This is a genomic window from Sorangium sp. So ce296, assembly GCF_051529605.1.
Taxonomy (GTDB): Bacteria; Myxococcota_A; Polyangia; order Polyangiales; family Polyangiaceae; genus Sorangium; species Sorangium cellulosum_D.
The window spans coordinates 4,614,999-4,630,526 of record NZ_CP150325.1 but is presented as its reverse complement, the minus strand read 5'-3'; the positions used below and the strand labels follow the sequence as shown (position 1 = coordinate 4,630,526).

At 67.9% G+C, this 15,528-nt stretch carries 10 protein-coding genes; 4 read left to right on the top strand and 6 right to left on the bottom strand.

Annotated elements, in window-relative coordinates; genetic code table 11:
- Positions 1-959: 959 nt before the first annotated feature.
- A complete protein-coding gene (locus WME98_RS17465) occupies positions 960-1,811 on the top strand; it encodes a hypothetical protein (protein WP_437952328.1) in 852 nt (283 codons plus the stop codon).
- On the opposite strand, the gene WME98_RS17460 is transcribed toward WME98_RS17465, so the two are convergent.
- Positions 1,753-2,574: an IS630 family transposase gene (locus WME98_RS17460; protein ID WP_437948501.1), complete on the bottom strand. Its 822-nt coding sequence runs from the start codon at positions 2,572-2,574 to the stop codon at positions 1,753-1,755. The genes WME98_RS17465 and WME98_RS17460 overlap by 59 nt on opposite strands.
- 548 nt (positions 2,575-3,122) lie before the next feature.
- Between WME98_RS17460 and WME98_RS17455 the strand changes: the two genes are divergently transcribed.
- Positions 3,123-3,485 carry a hypothetical protein gene (locus WME98_RS17455; RefSeq protein WP_437952326.1) on the top strand — a complete coding sequence of 121 codons (363 nt, stop codon included), beginning with the start codon at positions 3,123-3,125 and terminating at the stop codon, positions 3,483-3,485.
- Positions 3,486-3,877: 392 nt separating this feature from the next.
- On the opposite strand, the gene WME98_RS17450 is transcribed toward WME98_RS17455, so the two are convergent.
- From WME98_RS17450 to WME98_RS17440, 3 genes are all read right to left on the bottom strand, one after another.
- Positions 3,878-4,693, bottom strand: coding sequence for an ExeA family protein (locus WME98_RS17450; protein ID WP_437945293.1), 816 nt, complete (start codon positions 4,691-4,693; stop codon positions 3,878-3,880).
- On the bottom strand, positions 4,690-6,045 hold the full coding sequence (locus WME98_RS17445) for a DDE-type integrase/transposase/recombinase (RefSeq protein WP_437952324.1): 1,356 nt from the start codon (positions 6,043-6,045) through the stop codon (positions 4,690-4,692). The genes WME98_RS17450 and WME98_RS17445 overlap by 4 nt, the downstream gene beginning before the upstream one ends.
- Before the next feature lie 119 nt (positions 6,046-6,164).
- On the bottom strand, positions 6,165-6,572 hold the full coding sequence (locus WME98_RS17440; RefSeq protein ID WP_437951241.1) for a hypothetical protein: 408 nt from the start codon (positions 6,570-6,572) through the stop codon (positions 6,165-6,167).
- Positions 6,573-9,092: 2,520 nt separating this feature from the next.
- On the opposite strand from WME98_RS17440, the gene WME98_RS17435 reads away from it, so the two are divergent.
- Positions 9,093-9,500 (top strand): hypothetical protein, encoded by a 408-nt coding sequence (locus tag WME98_RS17435; protein WP_437952322.1) that lies wholly within the window; start codon positions 9,093-9,095, stop codon positions 9,498-9,500.
- Positions 9,501-10,394: 894 nt separating this feature from the next.
- On the opposite strand, the gene WME98_RS17430 is transcribed toward WME98_RS17435, so the two are convergent.
- Together WME98_RS17430 and WME98_RS17425 are read right to left on the bottom strand one after the other, a co-directional pair.
- On the bottom strand, positions 10,395-12,515 hold the full coding sequence (locus tag WME98_RS17430; RefSeq protein WP_437952320.1) for an FtsX-like permease family protein: 2,121 nt from the start codon (positions 12,513-12,515) through the stop codon (positions 10,395-10,397).
- Entirely contained in the window at positions 12,516-13,262 is a 747-nt protein-coding gene (locus WME98_RS17425; RefSeq protein ID WP_437952318.1) for an ABC transporter ATP-binding protein, read from the bottom strand.
- Positions 13,263-13,408: 146 nt separating this feature from the next.
- On the opposite strand from WME98_RS17425, the gene WME98_RS17420 reads away from it, so the two are divergent.
- On the top strand, positions 13,409-15,352 hold the full coding sequence (locus WME98_RS17420; protein ID WP_437952316.1) for a multicopper oxidase family protein: 1,944 nt from the start codon (positions 13,409-13,411) through the stop codon (positions 15,350-15,352).
- The last annotated feature ends 176 nt before the right edge of the window (positions 15,353-15,528 follow it).

Below are 15,528 nucleotides of genomic sequence, written 5' to 3'. Positions count from 1 at the left end.
CCGCTTCCGGCGCCGCCGCTGACCTGGTAGGCCGGCGGTACCCCGCACGGGGGCGCCGCGCGCATGGGGCGCCGCGCGCTTTGGGCGGCGCCAGGCGGGGAGCAACCGCGGGGGACAAGGTGAACGCCCGCATGCCTCGGGCTCGGGGCCGTCCGTGTCACCTGACCGGGGGCGCGGAGCGGCCGCGAAGGTCGAGGCATGCATCGGACGCTGGTGACCGGCCGTTCATCGACCAGCTGGTTGGCGAACACTCGCCGCGTAACCGCGTGCGCCCCTGTGTACGCCCGGGACGGGTCGATCCGCATGCATTCCGGTTTCACCGCGAAGTTTGCCTTTGACGCCCACGCCACGTTCAGAGAAATGGCCTGCGGTTCTCAGCGCGTTGCGCGCGCAGCGGCCAAAGGCTTCCGACCGGGGGGAGACGGTGAGGGCGTCACAGCGACGGATCTCATGGGCAGCAGGGGTTGTCCTCCCGCTCCTTGTTGTTCCGGCGCCCGTAGAAGCGTCCGAGGTGAGCGCCGGAGTGAGCCTCGGGTGGTTCCAAGCCGGTACCGTTCCGCGCCTCGCGGTGGGGCCGCACGCGGGCGTAGCGTGGCCCATCCAGCGAGACATACTGTTCACGGTGCACGACCTGTGCACGATCCTACCCCCGACCGAGGAGGACGGGCCAGGGATCTACAACCAGACCTCGGTTGACATCGGGTACGCGTGGGAGGACGGCAACGTCAGCGCGGGGCCATCGGTGGCGCTCTACGTCATGCCGGCGTGCGGCATCTCCTTGTGCGGCCTCGTCGGTGGTCTGGCCGTAGGCGGCCACGCGCAGACCAACGCGTACATCGCTGGGCCGCTGGGGGTGTCGGTGAACGTCAACGTGGATTGGGTCGGTCGGGGCAGTCTGTGCTGCCGGGCTACGTGTCCGTCGTCGTTGTTGCTGGTCCTGTCCTTCGATGGAGTGCCAAATGAGCGCGAGAAGAACTCTGTTGTTGATCGTGGCCATCTCAATTTGGTCGCTGGCGGCGTGCAACTGGACGATAGGGGACTGCTATCCTGTCGGGGAAAGAACGTCGGGTGCAGGTGCAGGTCCAGGCTCGGAGCCACGCCCCGTCTACACGTCCGCCGGATCCGGTGACTTCGGGGCGGAGCCGCCGGACGGCCCGTACGACGTCAGCGGGCGCAAGATCGCGTGCAACGAGTGGGAGCTCGAAGACGAAGCGGAGAGACCGAGCGACAGCTCGGAACGGCCGGCAGAGAGCCCGACGAGTCCGCAAGACCCTTGCCCTGGATTCGGCGATATCGCGGGAGACGGAGCGACCATCTTGAGCTGTAGCGATGCGTGTAGCTCGAAGTGCCCGCCGCCTGGGATGGCCCCATGGATATACGTAGATTTCGATCCATCGGACTTTACGTTTGTTACCACCGTCAATGACCCAGGCACGGGTAAAGCCGGTGGGTGGCAAGTGGCCAAGGTTAAGCTGAATTTCAGGAAACTCACTATCCCGCATACAGTCAGGAGCTGGTCCTGCAATTTTACCATCGAAATGCCGCTCCGGACTGAAATGTACGGGCCAATCGATGCAGACCGCGCAGCCGGCCTCAGCGAGGAGATCACGGAGGAGGTCGCAAACCGCATGGACTACGATCTCCCCAAGGGGATATTCTGTAGTAAGTTCATCGACCAGACGCGGGTGACGTTCAGATCCAAGTACAAGGGGCTCGGCGCTAGTGGACTGTTCGATAAGTTTTTTAACATAATCACGCGGCATGCCGCTCAACCCAGCGGTGCATTTTCTGCCGCGTCCAGGACCACCTGAACGGGTGAGCGTAGAGCTGGTCGTACTCTCGCCAGCTCGCGTCCAGGTGCTCGACGAGCTGCTGGCGGCTGTTCCAGCTGCCGCGCTTCAGGTAGCGCTCGCTGAACGCGCGGAGCAGCAACTCAGCCTGGTTGAGCCACGAGGCGTGCGCCGGCGTCACGAGGACGCGGACGTGCGGGTAGAGGGTACGCAGCAGGGTGGTGGTCTCCTGTGCGACGTGGGACGGGGCTCCGTCCCAGATCAGGTGCACGCGTCGCGCATCGCAGCACTCGTGGAGTAACTCGGGCAGGATCGCGCGCAGGTGCTCGCTATCGTTCCGGTTGGGGCACCATCCGCGCATCTTGCCCGTGTGCACATCGAGGACCGCGGCGAAGTTCACCGTCCCGTGCCGGATGTACTCGAACTCCTGGTGCTCGGCCTGGCCGGGCCTCACGGGGCGCGTCGGTCGCCGGCGTTCGAGCACCTGGATGTTCGGCTTCTCGTCGAAGCAAAGTACAAGCTCGCCGCGCGCGGCTAGATCCGAGGCTCTTTCGTAGCACCACAGGATGCGCGTCACCCTCCTCTCGAAGTCGGCATCGATCGTGGGCGTCTTCCAGTACCGCGAACGGTGGGGTTGCAGATCGGCGGTACGCAGGATCAGCGAGACGGTCGAGTGCGCGATCTTCGGCACCAGCCCACGCTCAGCCGCCACCTTCGCCAGGCTGCGCGTCGACCAGTGCGTCATGTGCAGCCCGAGCCCTGCGGGCTCACAACAGGCGAGCATCTCGAGGCCGACGCGTTGCAGAGGGGGAAAAAGCCCGGGGCCGACCCTCGCGAGGGGCGTCCTCGACCGCCCGAACCCCCACCTTTTCGTACCGACGGCAGAGGTGCCAGATGCTCTCGCGCCTCTGCTCCACATGCGTCGCCAGTTCCTCCACGACCGTCGCCGGGTCTGCCATGGCCAAGAGCACCCGAGCTCGGCGAGCCACGCGTTGCTCGGTCCGTCCATCGCGCACCAGCCGCTCCAGGTACGCCCGATCCTCCTGCGACAGCTCGATCTTCCTGGGTGGTCGTCCTCGCATGCCGAAGCTTACGCCACCCCGGGGAATATGTTAAAAAACTTATCGAACAGTCCACTAGGGTGACAAATCCATGATGATAACTCGCTCCGAACTGCTCGACGTAGTCTACCGATTTTACCCGCGAGGCGTGCATAACACCGATCGCATCCACGTGCCTCCGGGCGAGCCCGTCTACAAGGACACGGAGGAGCACCGCCGCCTGGTTGAAGCCGCAAACCGCGGGCGAGCGGAGTACCCAAGGTGGAACGCCATGATTGACAGGCTGGCGGATCGATACGGCCTTCAGAACGAGTCGCTCCACCTGTTGTCCGGGGGGGCCGACCCGGCGTACTCGGCCCGCATCTGGCTCACCGACGAAACGGCGCTCAGCTTCCACGTGTCCCTGCTCGGGCCATACTACGGGACCCACCTCCCCGGTATCCCCGAGGAGGAGCCGGCGGCGCGCGAGGTCGCCCGGGAGATCGAGGCCACGTACCCCGGCTACCGGCCGATCCCGCCGGAGATCGGGAACGAGGTGGTGCCGGATGTGGCGATGAACGTGGTGTTGATGGGCGAGGCGACGATCTACATGTGCCTCTTCTCGGAGGTGTGGACTTGGGTCCAGCCGGGATAACCCTCCCCCGATGTCCGCCGTCCCGCGGTCGAGCTGGGCGCGTGACAAGGTGGAGGCTGCGTTCAAGTACCCGCTACTCGGCGCCACGGTCACGCGGGCGCGGCCGTCGGTCAGACCTCGCCGAGCTCGGGCGCGGCGCCGACGACGAGGACCGCGAGCGCGACAGCGGCCGCCTCCCTGTTGACGCTCAGGCTGGCTGATGGCTCGCCGAGCAGGCCCCTTGATGGCCATCGCGGGCGTGCTCCGTTGCGGTCAAGGAGGGCGATGGCCATCGCTCCGGCGTGCGCCGCGGGCTGCCTCGCGATGGCCATCACCGCGTGTCCGCCGACGTTGGCGCCGAAGAGGCGCTCCTGCGCCGGCGCCGAGGGCGTTCCCGCCGCCTCGGTCCAGCGTCAGCTGCCGTCCGTCCCCAGGTCGCCGACGATGTGGGACATCACCTCGCGCTCGACGAGCTTCTTCTTGCGCCGCGCCGCCTCGCGCAGCGCGGCGGTGGCCATGCGGTCGATCTCGCGCAGGCTCGATCCGGCCGCCTCGTGCAGCAGGAGGAGGGCGTCGGCGGTGAAGACCTCGCGGTCGGCGCCGGCGCGGCTCATCCGTAGCCGCACGTACTGGCCGGTATCGTCGGGGACCATTGGACCAATCGACAGACGCCGCTCGATCCGCGAGTACAGCGAGCGATTCTTGCGCAGCTCGAGCCGATCTTGGAGGTCAGGGAGCCCTACCAGGATCAGCGACAGCAGTGCACGACTGTCCCATTCGTAGTTGAGCAGGATGTGGAGATGATCAAGCGTGTCCTGGTGGAGCAGATGCGCTTCGTCCAGCAGAAAGACCGGGTGAATACGCTCGCGGCCGAGTGTCTCGACATGCGCGCTGACGGCGTAGAAGACGGCCGCCGCGGTTGCAGCGGGGTTGAGGCCGAGCGCATGGCAGAGCTGACGATAGAAGTCGCGACGGCCCAGTGTGGCATTGTGGCAGTAGGTCAACCGGAAGCCTGCCTGCGGCAACCGATGACGCACGGCCCGCAGCACACACGTCTTGCCGGCGCCGGGCTCGCCGACCAGCAGCACCTGGGCGTGCTCGTGCACGGCCTCGCACACCTCCTCGACGAGCTGCTCCTTGGAGGGCGGCAGCCACAGCTCGCCGTCCTGGATCTCCTTGGAGAAGGGCGCAGCCGAGAGGGTGAAGAAGCGGACGTATGATTCGCTCACGCTGCACCTCCGGCCTCGCCGGTGTCCTCGCCTCCGCCCGCCCGGCGGCCGAGCGTCCGCGCGGGGTTGAAGTCCACCGGGCGCGTCGGCTTATCCGCCGCTGGGCCGCCGCACGGAGGCCGCTTGCGCCGCGCGTTGCGCTGCGGGTCGACCGGATGCAGCATGAGGCGCTTGCCCTCGTGCTCGACCCACGGCGGCTCGTCCGGCGCGATGAAGCACCGGGCGACAGAGACGATCTGGCCAGCGAGGTAGCCCTGGTCGAGCTGCCAGGCGATGCCGTCGACTGAGACGATGTTGTCGCCCGAGACGCGGCGCCGGGTACGCTCGGTGAGCGCGCTGCGTAGCGCCTTCTCATCGACGGCGCTGTCTCCGGCGGGGCGGGCTGCGTAGAGCTGCGCCGGGGTCTTGCCGAGCAGGCCCGCGTGTGGCGCCGGGTGGTAGCGCCTGTCGAGGAAGGCGCGGAGCGTCGTGTTGATGTCGACGAGCGAGGCCACGGCACCGAGGTAGTTGAGGCACCCTTCGCGCAGCGTGCGCCAGAAGCGCTCCATCTTGCCGCGCGCCTCGGGGTCGTAGGGCTTTGCGTGCAGGAGCGTGATGCCGAGCCGCGCGCACGCGGTCTTGAGGATGTCGCCGCGGTAGGTCGAGCCGTTGTCGAGATAGAGCGCGTCGGGCTTGCCGTGACGGCGCAGGGCGTCGACGGTCATGCCGAGCATGTCGACCTCTTTCTCGGTGGTGTGCGCCTCGAGCGCGACGACGTAGCGAGAGGCGTCGTCGAGCAGCCCGTGGATGCGGAGCGGCATCGCTTTGCCGCCGACGGTGCAGCCGGTCACGTGACAGACGTCACCGTGCCAGAGCGCGCCGGGGCGCTCGGCTTGCCAGCGCAGCCGCGTCTTCGGCTCGCCCTCGGCGCGCGCAGCGCGGCGGCGAAGTCCGTGCGCCGCGTACAGGCGCCGTACGGTGGGCTCGGAGACCTTGCCCGCTTCGAGGCGTCCGTCATCGACGAGCGTCTTGAGGATGAGCGGCACCGAGGCGTAGGGATGCTCGCGCCGGATATCGAGCAGCAACGCACGCAGCTCTTCAGGCAGCCGCTGCGCGAAGCCTCGATCGCTGCGTGGCTGCGGACGCAGGCCGTCGAGGCCAGCTGCGCGATAGGCGTACAGCCAGCGCTGGAGCGTGGGCACCGAGTAGGTGCGCGTGCTGTGCGCGCCCGGCGGGCGAAACCGCTGCTCGCTGAGCGTGCGCAGCTCGGCGGCGAGCTGGCCGTGGGTGAGCACGCGGTGCATCAGAGGGCCGATGACCGTGGCGCGATAGATCGCCACGGTCTCGGCGTGGTCGGCGGGGCCGAGAGCCATTCGAACAGGTCCTTTCTGCGCCTTGCTGGCGCGCGGTCCTTGTCCGGGATCGGCGGCGTTTTCGGCAGGGATCCTCTCAGGTGGGCTGTACGATTGGGACTCTGAAAGGGCAGAGGCCCTCACGCCGCGTGCGCCGCGCCGAGGAAGGCGCGGTGCTCGATCGGCAGCGCCCGGGTCGTTGGGGCAGCGCTCGCCGCGAGCGCTGCCGCGGCGCTGGCCGCGCTCTGACGAAGGGATGCGGGTGGGCCTGGGCCGGGGGCTTCCGCAAAGAGACGTCGCTGCGCGACATCGCGCGCCCACCGGCGCAGCGTGGCCCAGCCGGTGACGGCGCTGTCGCCGAGGATCCTCGCCGGGCCCACGCGCCGCCGGACCTCGGCTGCCGTCGCGAGCGCGAGGCCCCAGAGCGCGAGGGCGAAGCCTATCGCGGCGGCGCTGTACGTGCGCCGACCGAGCACACCGCGAGGAACGACGAGGAGCACGGCGCCGCAGCTGAGGCAGCGGTAGCGACGGGCGGTGACCGAGATCACCTCGGGGGGTTGGTCGGGGCTGGCAGGGCCCCAGATCTGCCGCTCGCGCCTGCCGTGACCTTGGAGCTGGATGGCGCCTCCGAGCGGACAACTCGCGACGCCGCAGGCGGGGCAGCGAGCAGGGCGCGCTTCGACGACCGAGGGGGGTTGCTGCTGCCAGCGCTTGATGTCGATGGCGCTCTGGATAACACTGCGACCGCTTCGATTCCTGGGCACAAGAACCGGAGCACGACGAGGAGGCTGTCGGCCAAGATCAGGTCTCCTCGTCGCCTATTTTGTGGCCGGCACCGCGCCGCTGCTCCGCTCCGCTGGTGGACCTACCCCGTCGTGAGGCGGGCGTGGGAGCAACGATGGGTGGCAATTTTCGAGCGGTGGCCGGAATGGATGCAGTCACGTGCCGGTAGCTCCTTCCGATGAGAATTCGGGGCAGCTGGCCGGAATGTAGGTACCGCGGCTTCAGGGGTGTCGTCCTCCCTCGTTGCGTACGCGGAGCGAGCGCCCTCCATGATGGCCATCTTCGCTGCGTAGAGCTCCTCACCATCACGCAGCATGCTCGATGTGAGGGGCTGGAGCATCATCGAGACCGGGCGGCAATACACGGCAACCGGCCGGTGACGCAGGTCAACGGGTCCGCGACGGCGACCTCCCGGCGGCGGCAGAGCCTCTCGCAGAACCGTAACAGCGCGAGCTTGCTTGCTCGCTCGGTGCTGGCAGCATGCCGAGCAGCCGGTCGATGACCTCGTGAACAATCCGGGCCGCCTCCCCATCCCCGAGGGCGACGGCGCGGCTCAGGGTACCGGTGAGCGAGGCGAGCACGGCGGCCCAAGGCGATGGATCGATCATCGCAGGCCCCTCGGGCCCTGGGCTCGCCGGTTGGGCCCGGGTTGGGGCCATGCCTTCCGAAGGGGTGCGATCCGTCGTCACGTTCTCCCGAAGTCCCGTCAAATGCGACGGATCGCGACGGTTCGGCACGGCCAATGCGTTCCCCACGGAAGTCATCAAGCACGTGCTCGAGACCTTCGTTGATCCCGTCGCTCGCCTCCGCGAAGCGAAGTCATGGCGTGGTATGCCGTGGCGTCGACGGGGGCGCCCCGCCGCTGACCCGAGCTGCCATCCTGGCCCCCATGTGCTGCCGCTCTGCCGAGATCCTCCGCGCCGTCCCGCCGCGCCACTGCGCGACGCTACTCCGACCCGGCCGCGATCTAGACGATCCGGCAGACGCCGAGCTCTTCATTGAGGTCGTCCGCGCCGCCGCTGCCCCGGTCGCGTAATAGGAGCGGTGGAAGCGCGCGCCGAGCTGACCTGGGCCGGCGAGGAACGGCGTCGTGCCTCTCGGCTGGAAAGTTCCCTGCAGCGCCGAGCAGGCCCGCCCGTGCTGTGTCTCCTATGTCGCATCATCGATCGTATCGCCGGTGGAACCGCTCCCCGTTGCGTGTTGATTCGGAACGGTCCGATCGTCAGGATCTTCCCACGAAACCCGGACGACATCGAACCCGCCATCTCCTGCGTCTGATGGGCTACCTTGGCCGTCGACGCTGTCACAGGTAGGCCTCGTGACTGACCGGGAGCGCCTGTCGCGCCGCTCGCGTTGCGCATTGTGTCACGACGAGAGCACGTACCCGACGCTCGGAATCCGTCATCAGGTTCGGCGACCACAGCTGGGATGCCAGATCCATGCCCGTCGCCCTGCCCAGGACGTAGGTGACATCACCTGTACAAAATTCCAGCAATTCGTCACCTGTATTCCGCCAGCCGACTTGGGATGGACTTGAGCCGAAATCCGGCCTACACTCGCAGCATGGCGGGTAACCAATATAAGCCGATCCCTGAGCCCATGCGCCGGCCTTCCGCTGAAGCCGAGGATGATCGTTATATTTCACACGCCTTCGCGCCTCTGCCGGCGTTTGAGGAGCGGCTTCGCAAGTTGCTATATGTGGAGCACCGTCAGTCAAACGTCCCAGAGCCTCAATTGGTCATGGTGATACTTAGCCATGTGTTTTGGGCTATGACAAGTTCCTCCAGAGAGGAACGCGACATGGTTCTCTTAGAGACTGCTGGCCTAATTGCAAGATCGTCACTCAGTTTAGACCAGTTGCTCGTTAGGAATCGCGCGGAAGATCTAAGAAGATCTATTGCGGCTCTCGATGGGGAAATAGCATCATCTTTTGATGCATGCTTTGCGATGTTGTACTCCTACGAAATCAATTACGATTTGGTTGTAGAGCAACGGGCCTTTGAGGCCATATACGAAAGGCATGCGGCGCTAAGAAGCCCTTTGTACAGGTCCCGCCATGAGCTCGTTCAACTTGAGCGCGCAAGGTTAAGAAGCCAAGAAAGCTCGGCTGGCGAGGGGGCCAAGCATACAGACGAAGAAAGCTCAAGCGTCGACGAGGATGACTCTGTCTGGCTGGCTGCGGCCAGTGCATGGTCCGACACCGCAGTTAGACTGTCTGCTCTAGAAGAAAAGCTTCAAGAGCTTAGCTCTACATTGCTCCACGGGTCAAAGGCGTAAGGTACAGCATGGGCTTCGGTGACACAGCTAAGCTGGCTATGGAGAAGGCTCTCGAGGCGTTTAAGGCTGTAGTTCGCGTCGAGGCAATCGTGGAACAGGTTCAGAAAGCTGCTCAGGCGTTCGAGCAGCGCATAGAGCTCAAATGCGAATCTCACGAACGAAGGACAGAGGATAGGTTTGCACACGCCGAACGTCGGTTAAGTGACAAGATGGAGGCGCACGAGCAGCGATTACGTGAGCTCGAAAGACGCATGGCCGAGGCCGAGGGGAAGATTAGTTCTGCCCTCGCAACTGCGTATCGAATTGCTGTCGAGGACGAGATTAGCCGAAAGAACGAGAAGGACGCGAAACTGGCAGTGCTCTCGGCGATGCCTACGGGCAATTCCGGATCGAAGAAAGATTCTACTGATGCATAGCGTTCCGACGGGGAGATCCACGCCGGGCGCTGCACGCGAAACTCGGGAGTCCTCGTGCAGCATAAGCACCACGTGCACCAGCGGGTGCCGCATCTAGAGATCCGCTAACCCCATGTGTGCTCGGGGGGTGAGTCGTTCCTGCGCCACTTTGAGGCCTAGGAGGAGCCCCTACCAAGGTGGGAGGAGGTCGACCCGCATCGGTCTGGTCGCTTCGCGGCGCTCTCGCTCAGCCGATCTGCGACGCATTCATTGGCGCCTTCCCGATGATGAGTAAGGACCCTTGGCCCGCACGGTTCATCCTCGACGCAAAGCTGTCCCTCTTCCGGCGACGCACAAATCGCGCCGCTGTCCCTGCGCGGGAGCACGGCGAGCAGGGAGCCGCCTTCCTCGCGGAGCGGAGATAGACCGTCCGATGCGGTGGGCTACTCAGTCAGTGCGACGTTGCTCGCCCCTCCGGTACTTGCGGAAGGCCGAACAGCCGACCGATTGCTTCGTGCACGACCCGGGCTACCTCCGCATGCCCGAGGTGCAAGGTGCCGGCGAGCGATGCGACCACGGCGGCGCGAGGCGACGGTCGGCCGGCGCGAGTTCTCTAGGGTCAAGCTCGCCGGTTGGGTCCGGTTGGGTGCATGCCGTTCCAAACGGTGGCGATCGGTGGTCTGGTGCCCCCAAAACCCCGGAAGAAACAACAGATGGCGACGGTTCGCCCCCGCAAAATCGTCGCCCGAGTTCATCCCTGGTTCCATGACGGGAAGAAGTTAATGCTCAAGCGAGTTCGTCGGGCTCCCCGCGCCGCGCGACACGCCGGGTCCCCCTGTACCGGCATCTCGGCAAGACCCCCGTAGCCAGGGACGAACCTGCGCGCCACGGTCCCAGCGCCCGGCGCCCCGCCCCCTACTCGTACTGCACCGACTCCGCCGCGTTGCTCCGCCCCGCGCTCCGCGCCGGATACAGCGACGCGAACAGCGCCACCGCCGTCGCCCCCAGCGCCGTCATCACGCCGTACTCCGGCGGTATATGGAACTCGACCTCGAAGCTCGACACCGTCCGCAGCGCCCCCAGCGCCGCCGACCCGAGCGGCACCCCGAGCAGCACCGCCAGCGCCCCGCCCAGCGCGCCCACGAGCGCCCCCTCCATCAGCACCATCCGCCGGACCTGCCCTGCCGTCATCCCGAGCACCCGGTGCAGCGCGAGCTCCCGCCGCCGCGCGTGCAGCGCCAGCACCATCTGATTTGCCACGCCGATCGCCGCGAGCACCGTCGTGAACCCCAGGATCATGTCGAAGATCACGAAGTCACGCCCGGTCGCCTTCCGCCGCACCGCCTCGATCTCGACCCCCGTCTGCATCCGCACGTCTCTCGCGCGCGGCACGTCGGCCAGCAGCTCGTCCCAGGGCGGCGTCGCGGCGCCGCCCCGCGCCGCCTCGGCCCCGGTCACCGGATCCGCCAGCGCCACCGTGTGGCCGATCGCGAGCGCATACGGCGAGATCACCGTGAAGTCCGCCGCCTCGATGACCGCGTACGTCCGCAGGTTCCGGTACGCGCCGGGCGCAGGCACATACCCCAGATCGTCCGTGACCCCGACGACCTCGAACCGCCGCCCGCCCGCGCTGCCGCTCACCTCGAGCAGATCGCCCGCCCCCACGCCGAACCGCCGGGCCATCATCGTGGACACGATCGCCTTGCCCGGTCCGAAGCTTCGCGCCAGCGCGATCGACTCAGGCCGCCCGGTGGCCTCCGCGAGCGCGAGGAGCTCATCCCCCGGCACCGCGTACACCACGTTCGGCCACGGCGTGCGGCTCGAGAACCGCGCCGCGACGAGGCGCGGCGGCAGGCTCGGCAACAGGCGCTGCGCATGCCCGAGCGGCTCGTCCGGGTAAAGGAACGCGTACGGCGCCAGCGCGCGCCCGGCCCAGGCCGAGACCTCCTGCTTGAGCGCCGCCGTGGCGATGTGCAGCGCGAGCAGCAGGGCGAAGACCATCATCACGCCGCCGACGCTCCAGGCGAGCTCGTGCCCGCTGTGCTCGACGCGGCGCCGGAGCAGCAGGCGCTCCGCGGCCCAGCGGCGCGGCGCGAGGCGCACGGCGAGCGCGCCGAGCCGCGCGACAAGGTCCGGCACGAACACGATGGCCGCCAGGAACGCCGCGCACACGAGCCCCGCCTCGACGACGAAGAAGGCCAGCATCGGCACCGAGTCCCGGAAGAACGGGCGGAGCAGGCCGTAGACGAGCACCATGAACGGCAGCGCGAGCAGCGTGATCCCGCGCAGGCGGCGCCGCTGCTCGGCCCCGCCCTCGAGGAAGCGCGGGCGCAGCGCGCGCGCGATGTCGACGCGGAGCGCGTCGCGCACCGGGCGGAGCACGCCGAGCAGCGCCGTGAGGGCGCCGGTGCCGCTGACGAGCAGCATCGCGCTCCAGGGCAGGCGGATCGCGTAGAGCGGGATGCGCGCGCGGCCGGTCGTCGTGATGCCCGCCTTCGCCGCGAGGTACGCGAGCGGGATCGACCCGAGCAGGCCGAGCACCGCGCCGCCCACGCCGAGCAGCAACGCCTCGAGGACGAACACCGCCGCGACCTGCGGGGGCAGCGCGCCGGCGCTGCGCAACAAGGCGATCTCGCGGCGGCGGCGCTCGACGGCGACGTTGAAGGTGAAGAACACGATGAGGGCGCCGACGAGGAACGCGGAGAGCGAGCCGAGGCGGATCGCCGACCGCATGATCTCGTAGTCCTCGTGCGTCTCCTCCTGGGCGTCGGCCGCGGCGATGACCTCGCCGTCCGGGCGGAGGCCGCGCAGGGCGACGGTCTGCTCGGTGAAGACCGGGAGATCCGGATTGGTGACGAAGCTCCGCGCCTCGACGGCGCGCGTGCCGACGTCGAGGATGAGCACGACGTTGACCGTGGCCGTGCCGAGGGCGACGCCGAGCAGGGCGGCCATCGCGCCGAAGCGGTCGGCGCGCAGGTTGCGCAGCGCGAGGATGCGGACGAGCGGCTGGAACAGGGCGCGGAGGAGGAGGAGCATTCAGATGCCCAGCTCTTTCAGCCGATCGTGGACCGCGGCCGAGGTGACGGCGGCGCCCGCGAGGGCGGCGTCGTGCAAGAGGAGGCCGTCGCGCATGAACACGACCCGGTGCGCGCGGGCGGCGTCCTCGGCGTTGTGCGTGACGAGGAGCATGGCGCTGCCGGCCTCGCGCAGGGCGTCGGCGAGCAGCGCCATGATGCGCCGGCCGGTCGCGACGTTGACGTTGCCGGTCGGCTCGTCGGCGAGCACGAGCGCGGGGCGGCGGACCAGCGCGCGCGCGATGGAGATGAGCTGCATCTCGCCGCCCGACATCTGCGAGGGCAGGTGCTCGGCGCGGGCGCGCATGCCGACGCGGTCGAGCATGCGCGCGGCGGCGTCGTGGTCCGGCGCGGCGCCGTCGATGAGGTAAGGCAGGACGATGTTCTCGTAGCCGGTGAGCGTCGGGACGAGGTTGAAGAACTGGTAGACGATGCCGATGCGGCGGCGGCGCAGGAGGGTCCGCCCGTGCTCGTCGAGCGCCGCCATGTCCTCGCCGAGGACGTGGACCTCGCCGCGATCCGGGGACTCGAGGCCCGCGACGCACGAGAGCAAGGTGCTCTTGCCGACGCCGGACGGGCCCATGATCGCGCACATCTCCCCGGCGTGGATGTCGAGGTCGACGCCCCGGAGCACCTCGATCGGCGTCGCGCCGAGCGCGTGGGACTTGTGGAGGTTGCGGACGCGGAGGACGGGTTGACCGGAGCTCACGGGAGTATCGCTACCTGTCTACCGCATCTGCGCGCGGCGTTCACCTTACATCCTGCCACTGGCCGCATTCGAGCCAGCGGGTGACCGTCTTCGGCCATCGGCGTACGGCGCGGATCGATAGTGTCGTTCCCGGAGGAGCAAAGCCGATGGGACGAGACGCTTCACACGCGCTCATGCGCGCGGGATCGATCGCGGCGGTGGCCCTTGGGGCCGCGGCGTGCGCGGGCGCTGGCGGAGACGAGGAGACGGGCGGGACGCCGGCGTCGCCGATGTACGAGGATCCGCCCGAGCTCCAGCCGGGGGAGGACGGGGCCTACGAGCTCCGCTACGGCCCGAGCGCGGTGGAGATCGGCGGACGGCGGTTCTGTCTCCGCGCCTACAACGGGATGACGAGCGGGCCCACGATCCGCGTCCCGAAGGGCGAGGACCGCAGGATCCACGTGAACCTGCGCAACGACTTCACGAGGAGCGATTTCCGCGAGATCGCGAGCATGATGGGTCACGGGTCGCGGTCGTGTCACGACTTCAACCTGACGAACCTGCACGCGCACGGCCTGCACGTGCAGCCCAACTTCGCGACGGACGACGCCGAGGACCCGTGCGAGGGCGACGGCTGCGCCCCGGACGCACGGTATTTCGGCGACCACGTGCTGCACCAGGTGGGGCCGGGGGAGGGCGCCCGATACCGCTGGGACATCGACGAGGACGGGATCCATCACGAGGGGACCAACTGGTATCACCCGCACATCCACGGCTCGACGGCCATCCAGGTCATGGACGGCGCCGCGGGGGCGCTGCTCATCGAGGGGGAGCTCGACGAGCTGCCCGGCATCGCGAAGGCCCGAGAGCGGGTCATGGTGATGACGCAGGTGCCCATCGATCACGAGAACACGGTGCCCCTGAAAGAGGGGGAGGACTGCACCGAGGACAACCTGTCGGTGCTCGACTTCCTCGCGGTCGAGACGCTCCGGGCCACGCTGATCAACGGCAAGCTGAGGCCGCGGATCGTGACGCCGCCCGGGCAGGTGGAGCGCTGGCGCATGGTGTACGCGGGCAGCCCGGACGAGATGGGGATGAAGCTCCACGTCGCGAAGGACGCGGCGTGCTCCGGTTTCGACAAGGAGCCCATCGAGACGACGCAGATCGCGCGCGACGGGCTGACGCTCCCGCAGTTTTACCGGAGCGACACGGTGTGGGTGTCGCCGGGCTACCGCGCCGACGTGATGGTGAAGATGCCGGAGCGGGAGCAGACGCTCTGCCTGGTCGGCCGGCGGCCGAACGACCTCCTGGGCAGCGTGATCGCGATCGTCGACGTGCGCCGGAGCGCGGGTGAGCCGACCGAGGTCAACCTGCCCAGCGAGGCGGACGTGGCCGCGCTCGCCCCGCCCACCTCGTGGACCGGCATGGTCGACGGGCAGATGACCGAGGTGAGCTGCGATTCGGTCGAGACCGTGCACCAGAAGGTGGTGCTGCTGGTGCCCACGCCGGGGTCACAGCCGCCCGACCTCAGCTCGGACGTGGCCCTCATGTCGTGCGATCCGGAGGACCACCCGCACCAGATCGATCCCGACGCGCCGGTGTGCCTCTGCCCGGATCCGAACATCAGCTGCCGCAAGTTCGACGATCGGCGGCTGCGGGGCTACCGGAGCGACCGCATCATGACGGTCGGCAGCGCGGAGCGGTGGGAGATCCGCGCGTTCGACGGCCACCCGTTCCACATCCACATCAACCCTTTCCTCGTGTGCCCCAACAAATCGAACAAGGAGCCCAACTTCCCTCACTGGCGGGACACGATGTGGGTCCAGGTCGAGGACGGGCCGCGCGACGTGATCATGAACCCCCGGAAGTTCACGGGTCAGTTCGTGCTGCACTGCCACAAGCTGAACCACGAGGACGAGGGGATGATGGAGCTCGTGGAGATCTGCGATCCCGGCGATCAGGACTGCCTGTGTCTCGGGACGGACGAGGACGGCGCGTGCATCCCGCAGGGCGGGTGCCTGCCGGACGACCTGCAGTGCCAGTTCGCGAAGCGCGCCACGGACGCGTACCCGGCGCCGCCGAAGCCGGATCTCGAGCTGTGCGGGCCGTGAGCCGTTGAAAGCCGCATCATCGAAGCGACGCGCCCGGCGTCGCCGCGCTCTCTGCGCTGCCTCCCGTTCGACGGTGGATGCGTGATCCGGCTTACAAAATTGTCTCCGAGGTGACGGGTGACCCGTGGTTCGGCGTGGAGGGCCGTGTCCGATCCGGCGGGTAGGCCGTTGTCCCT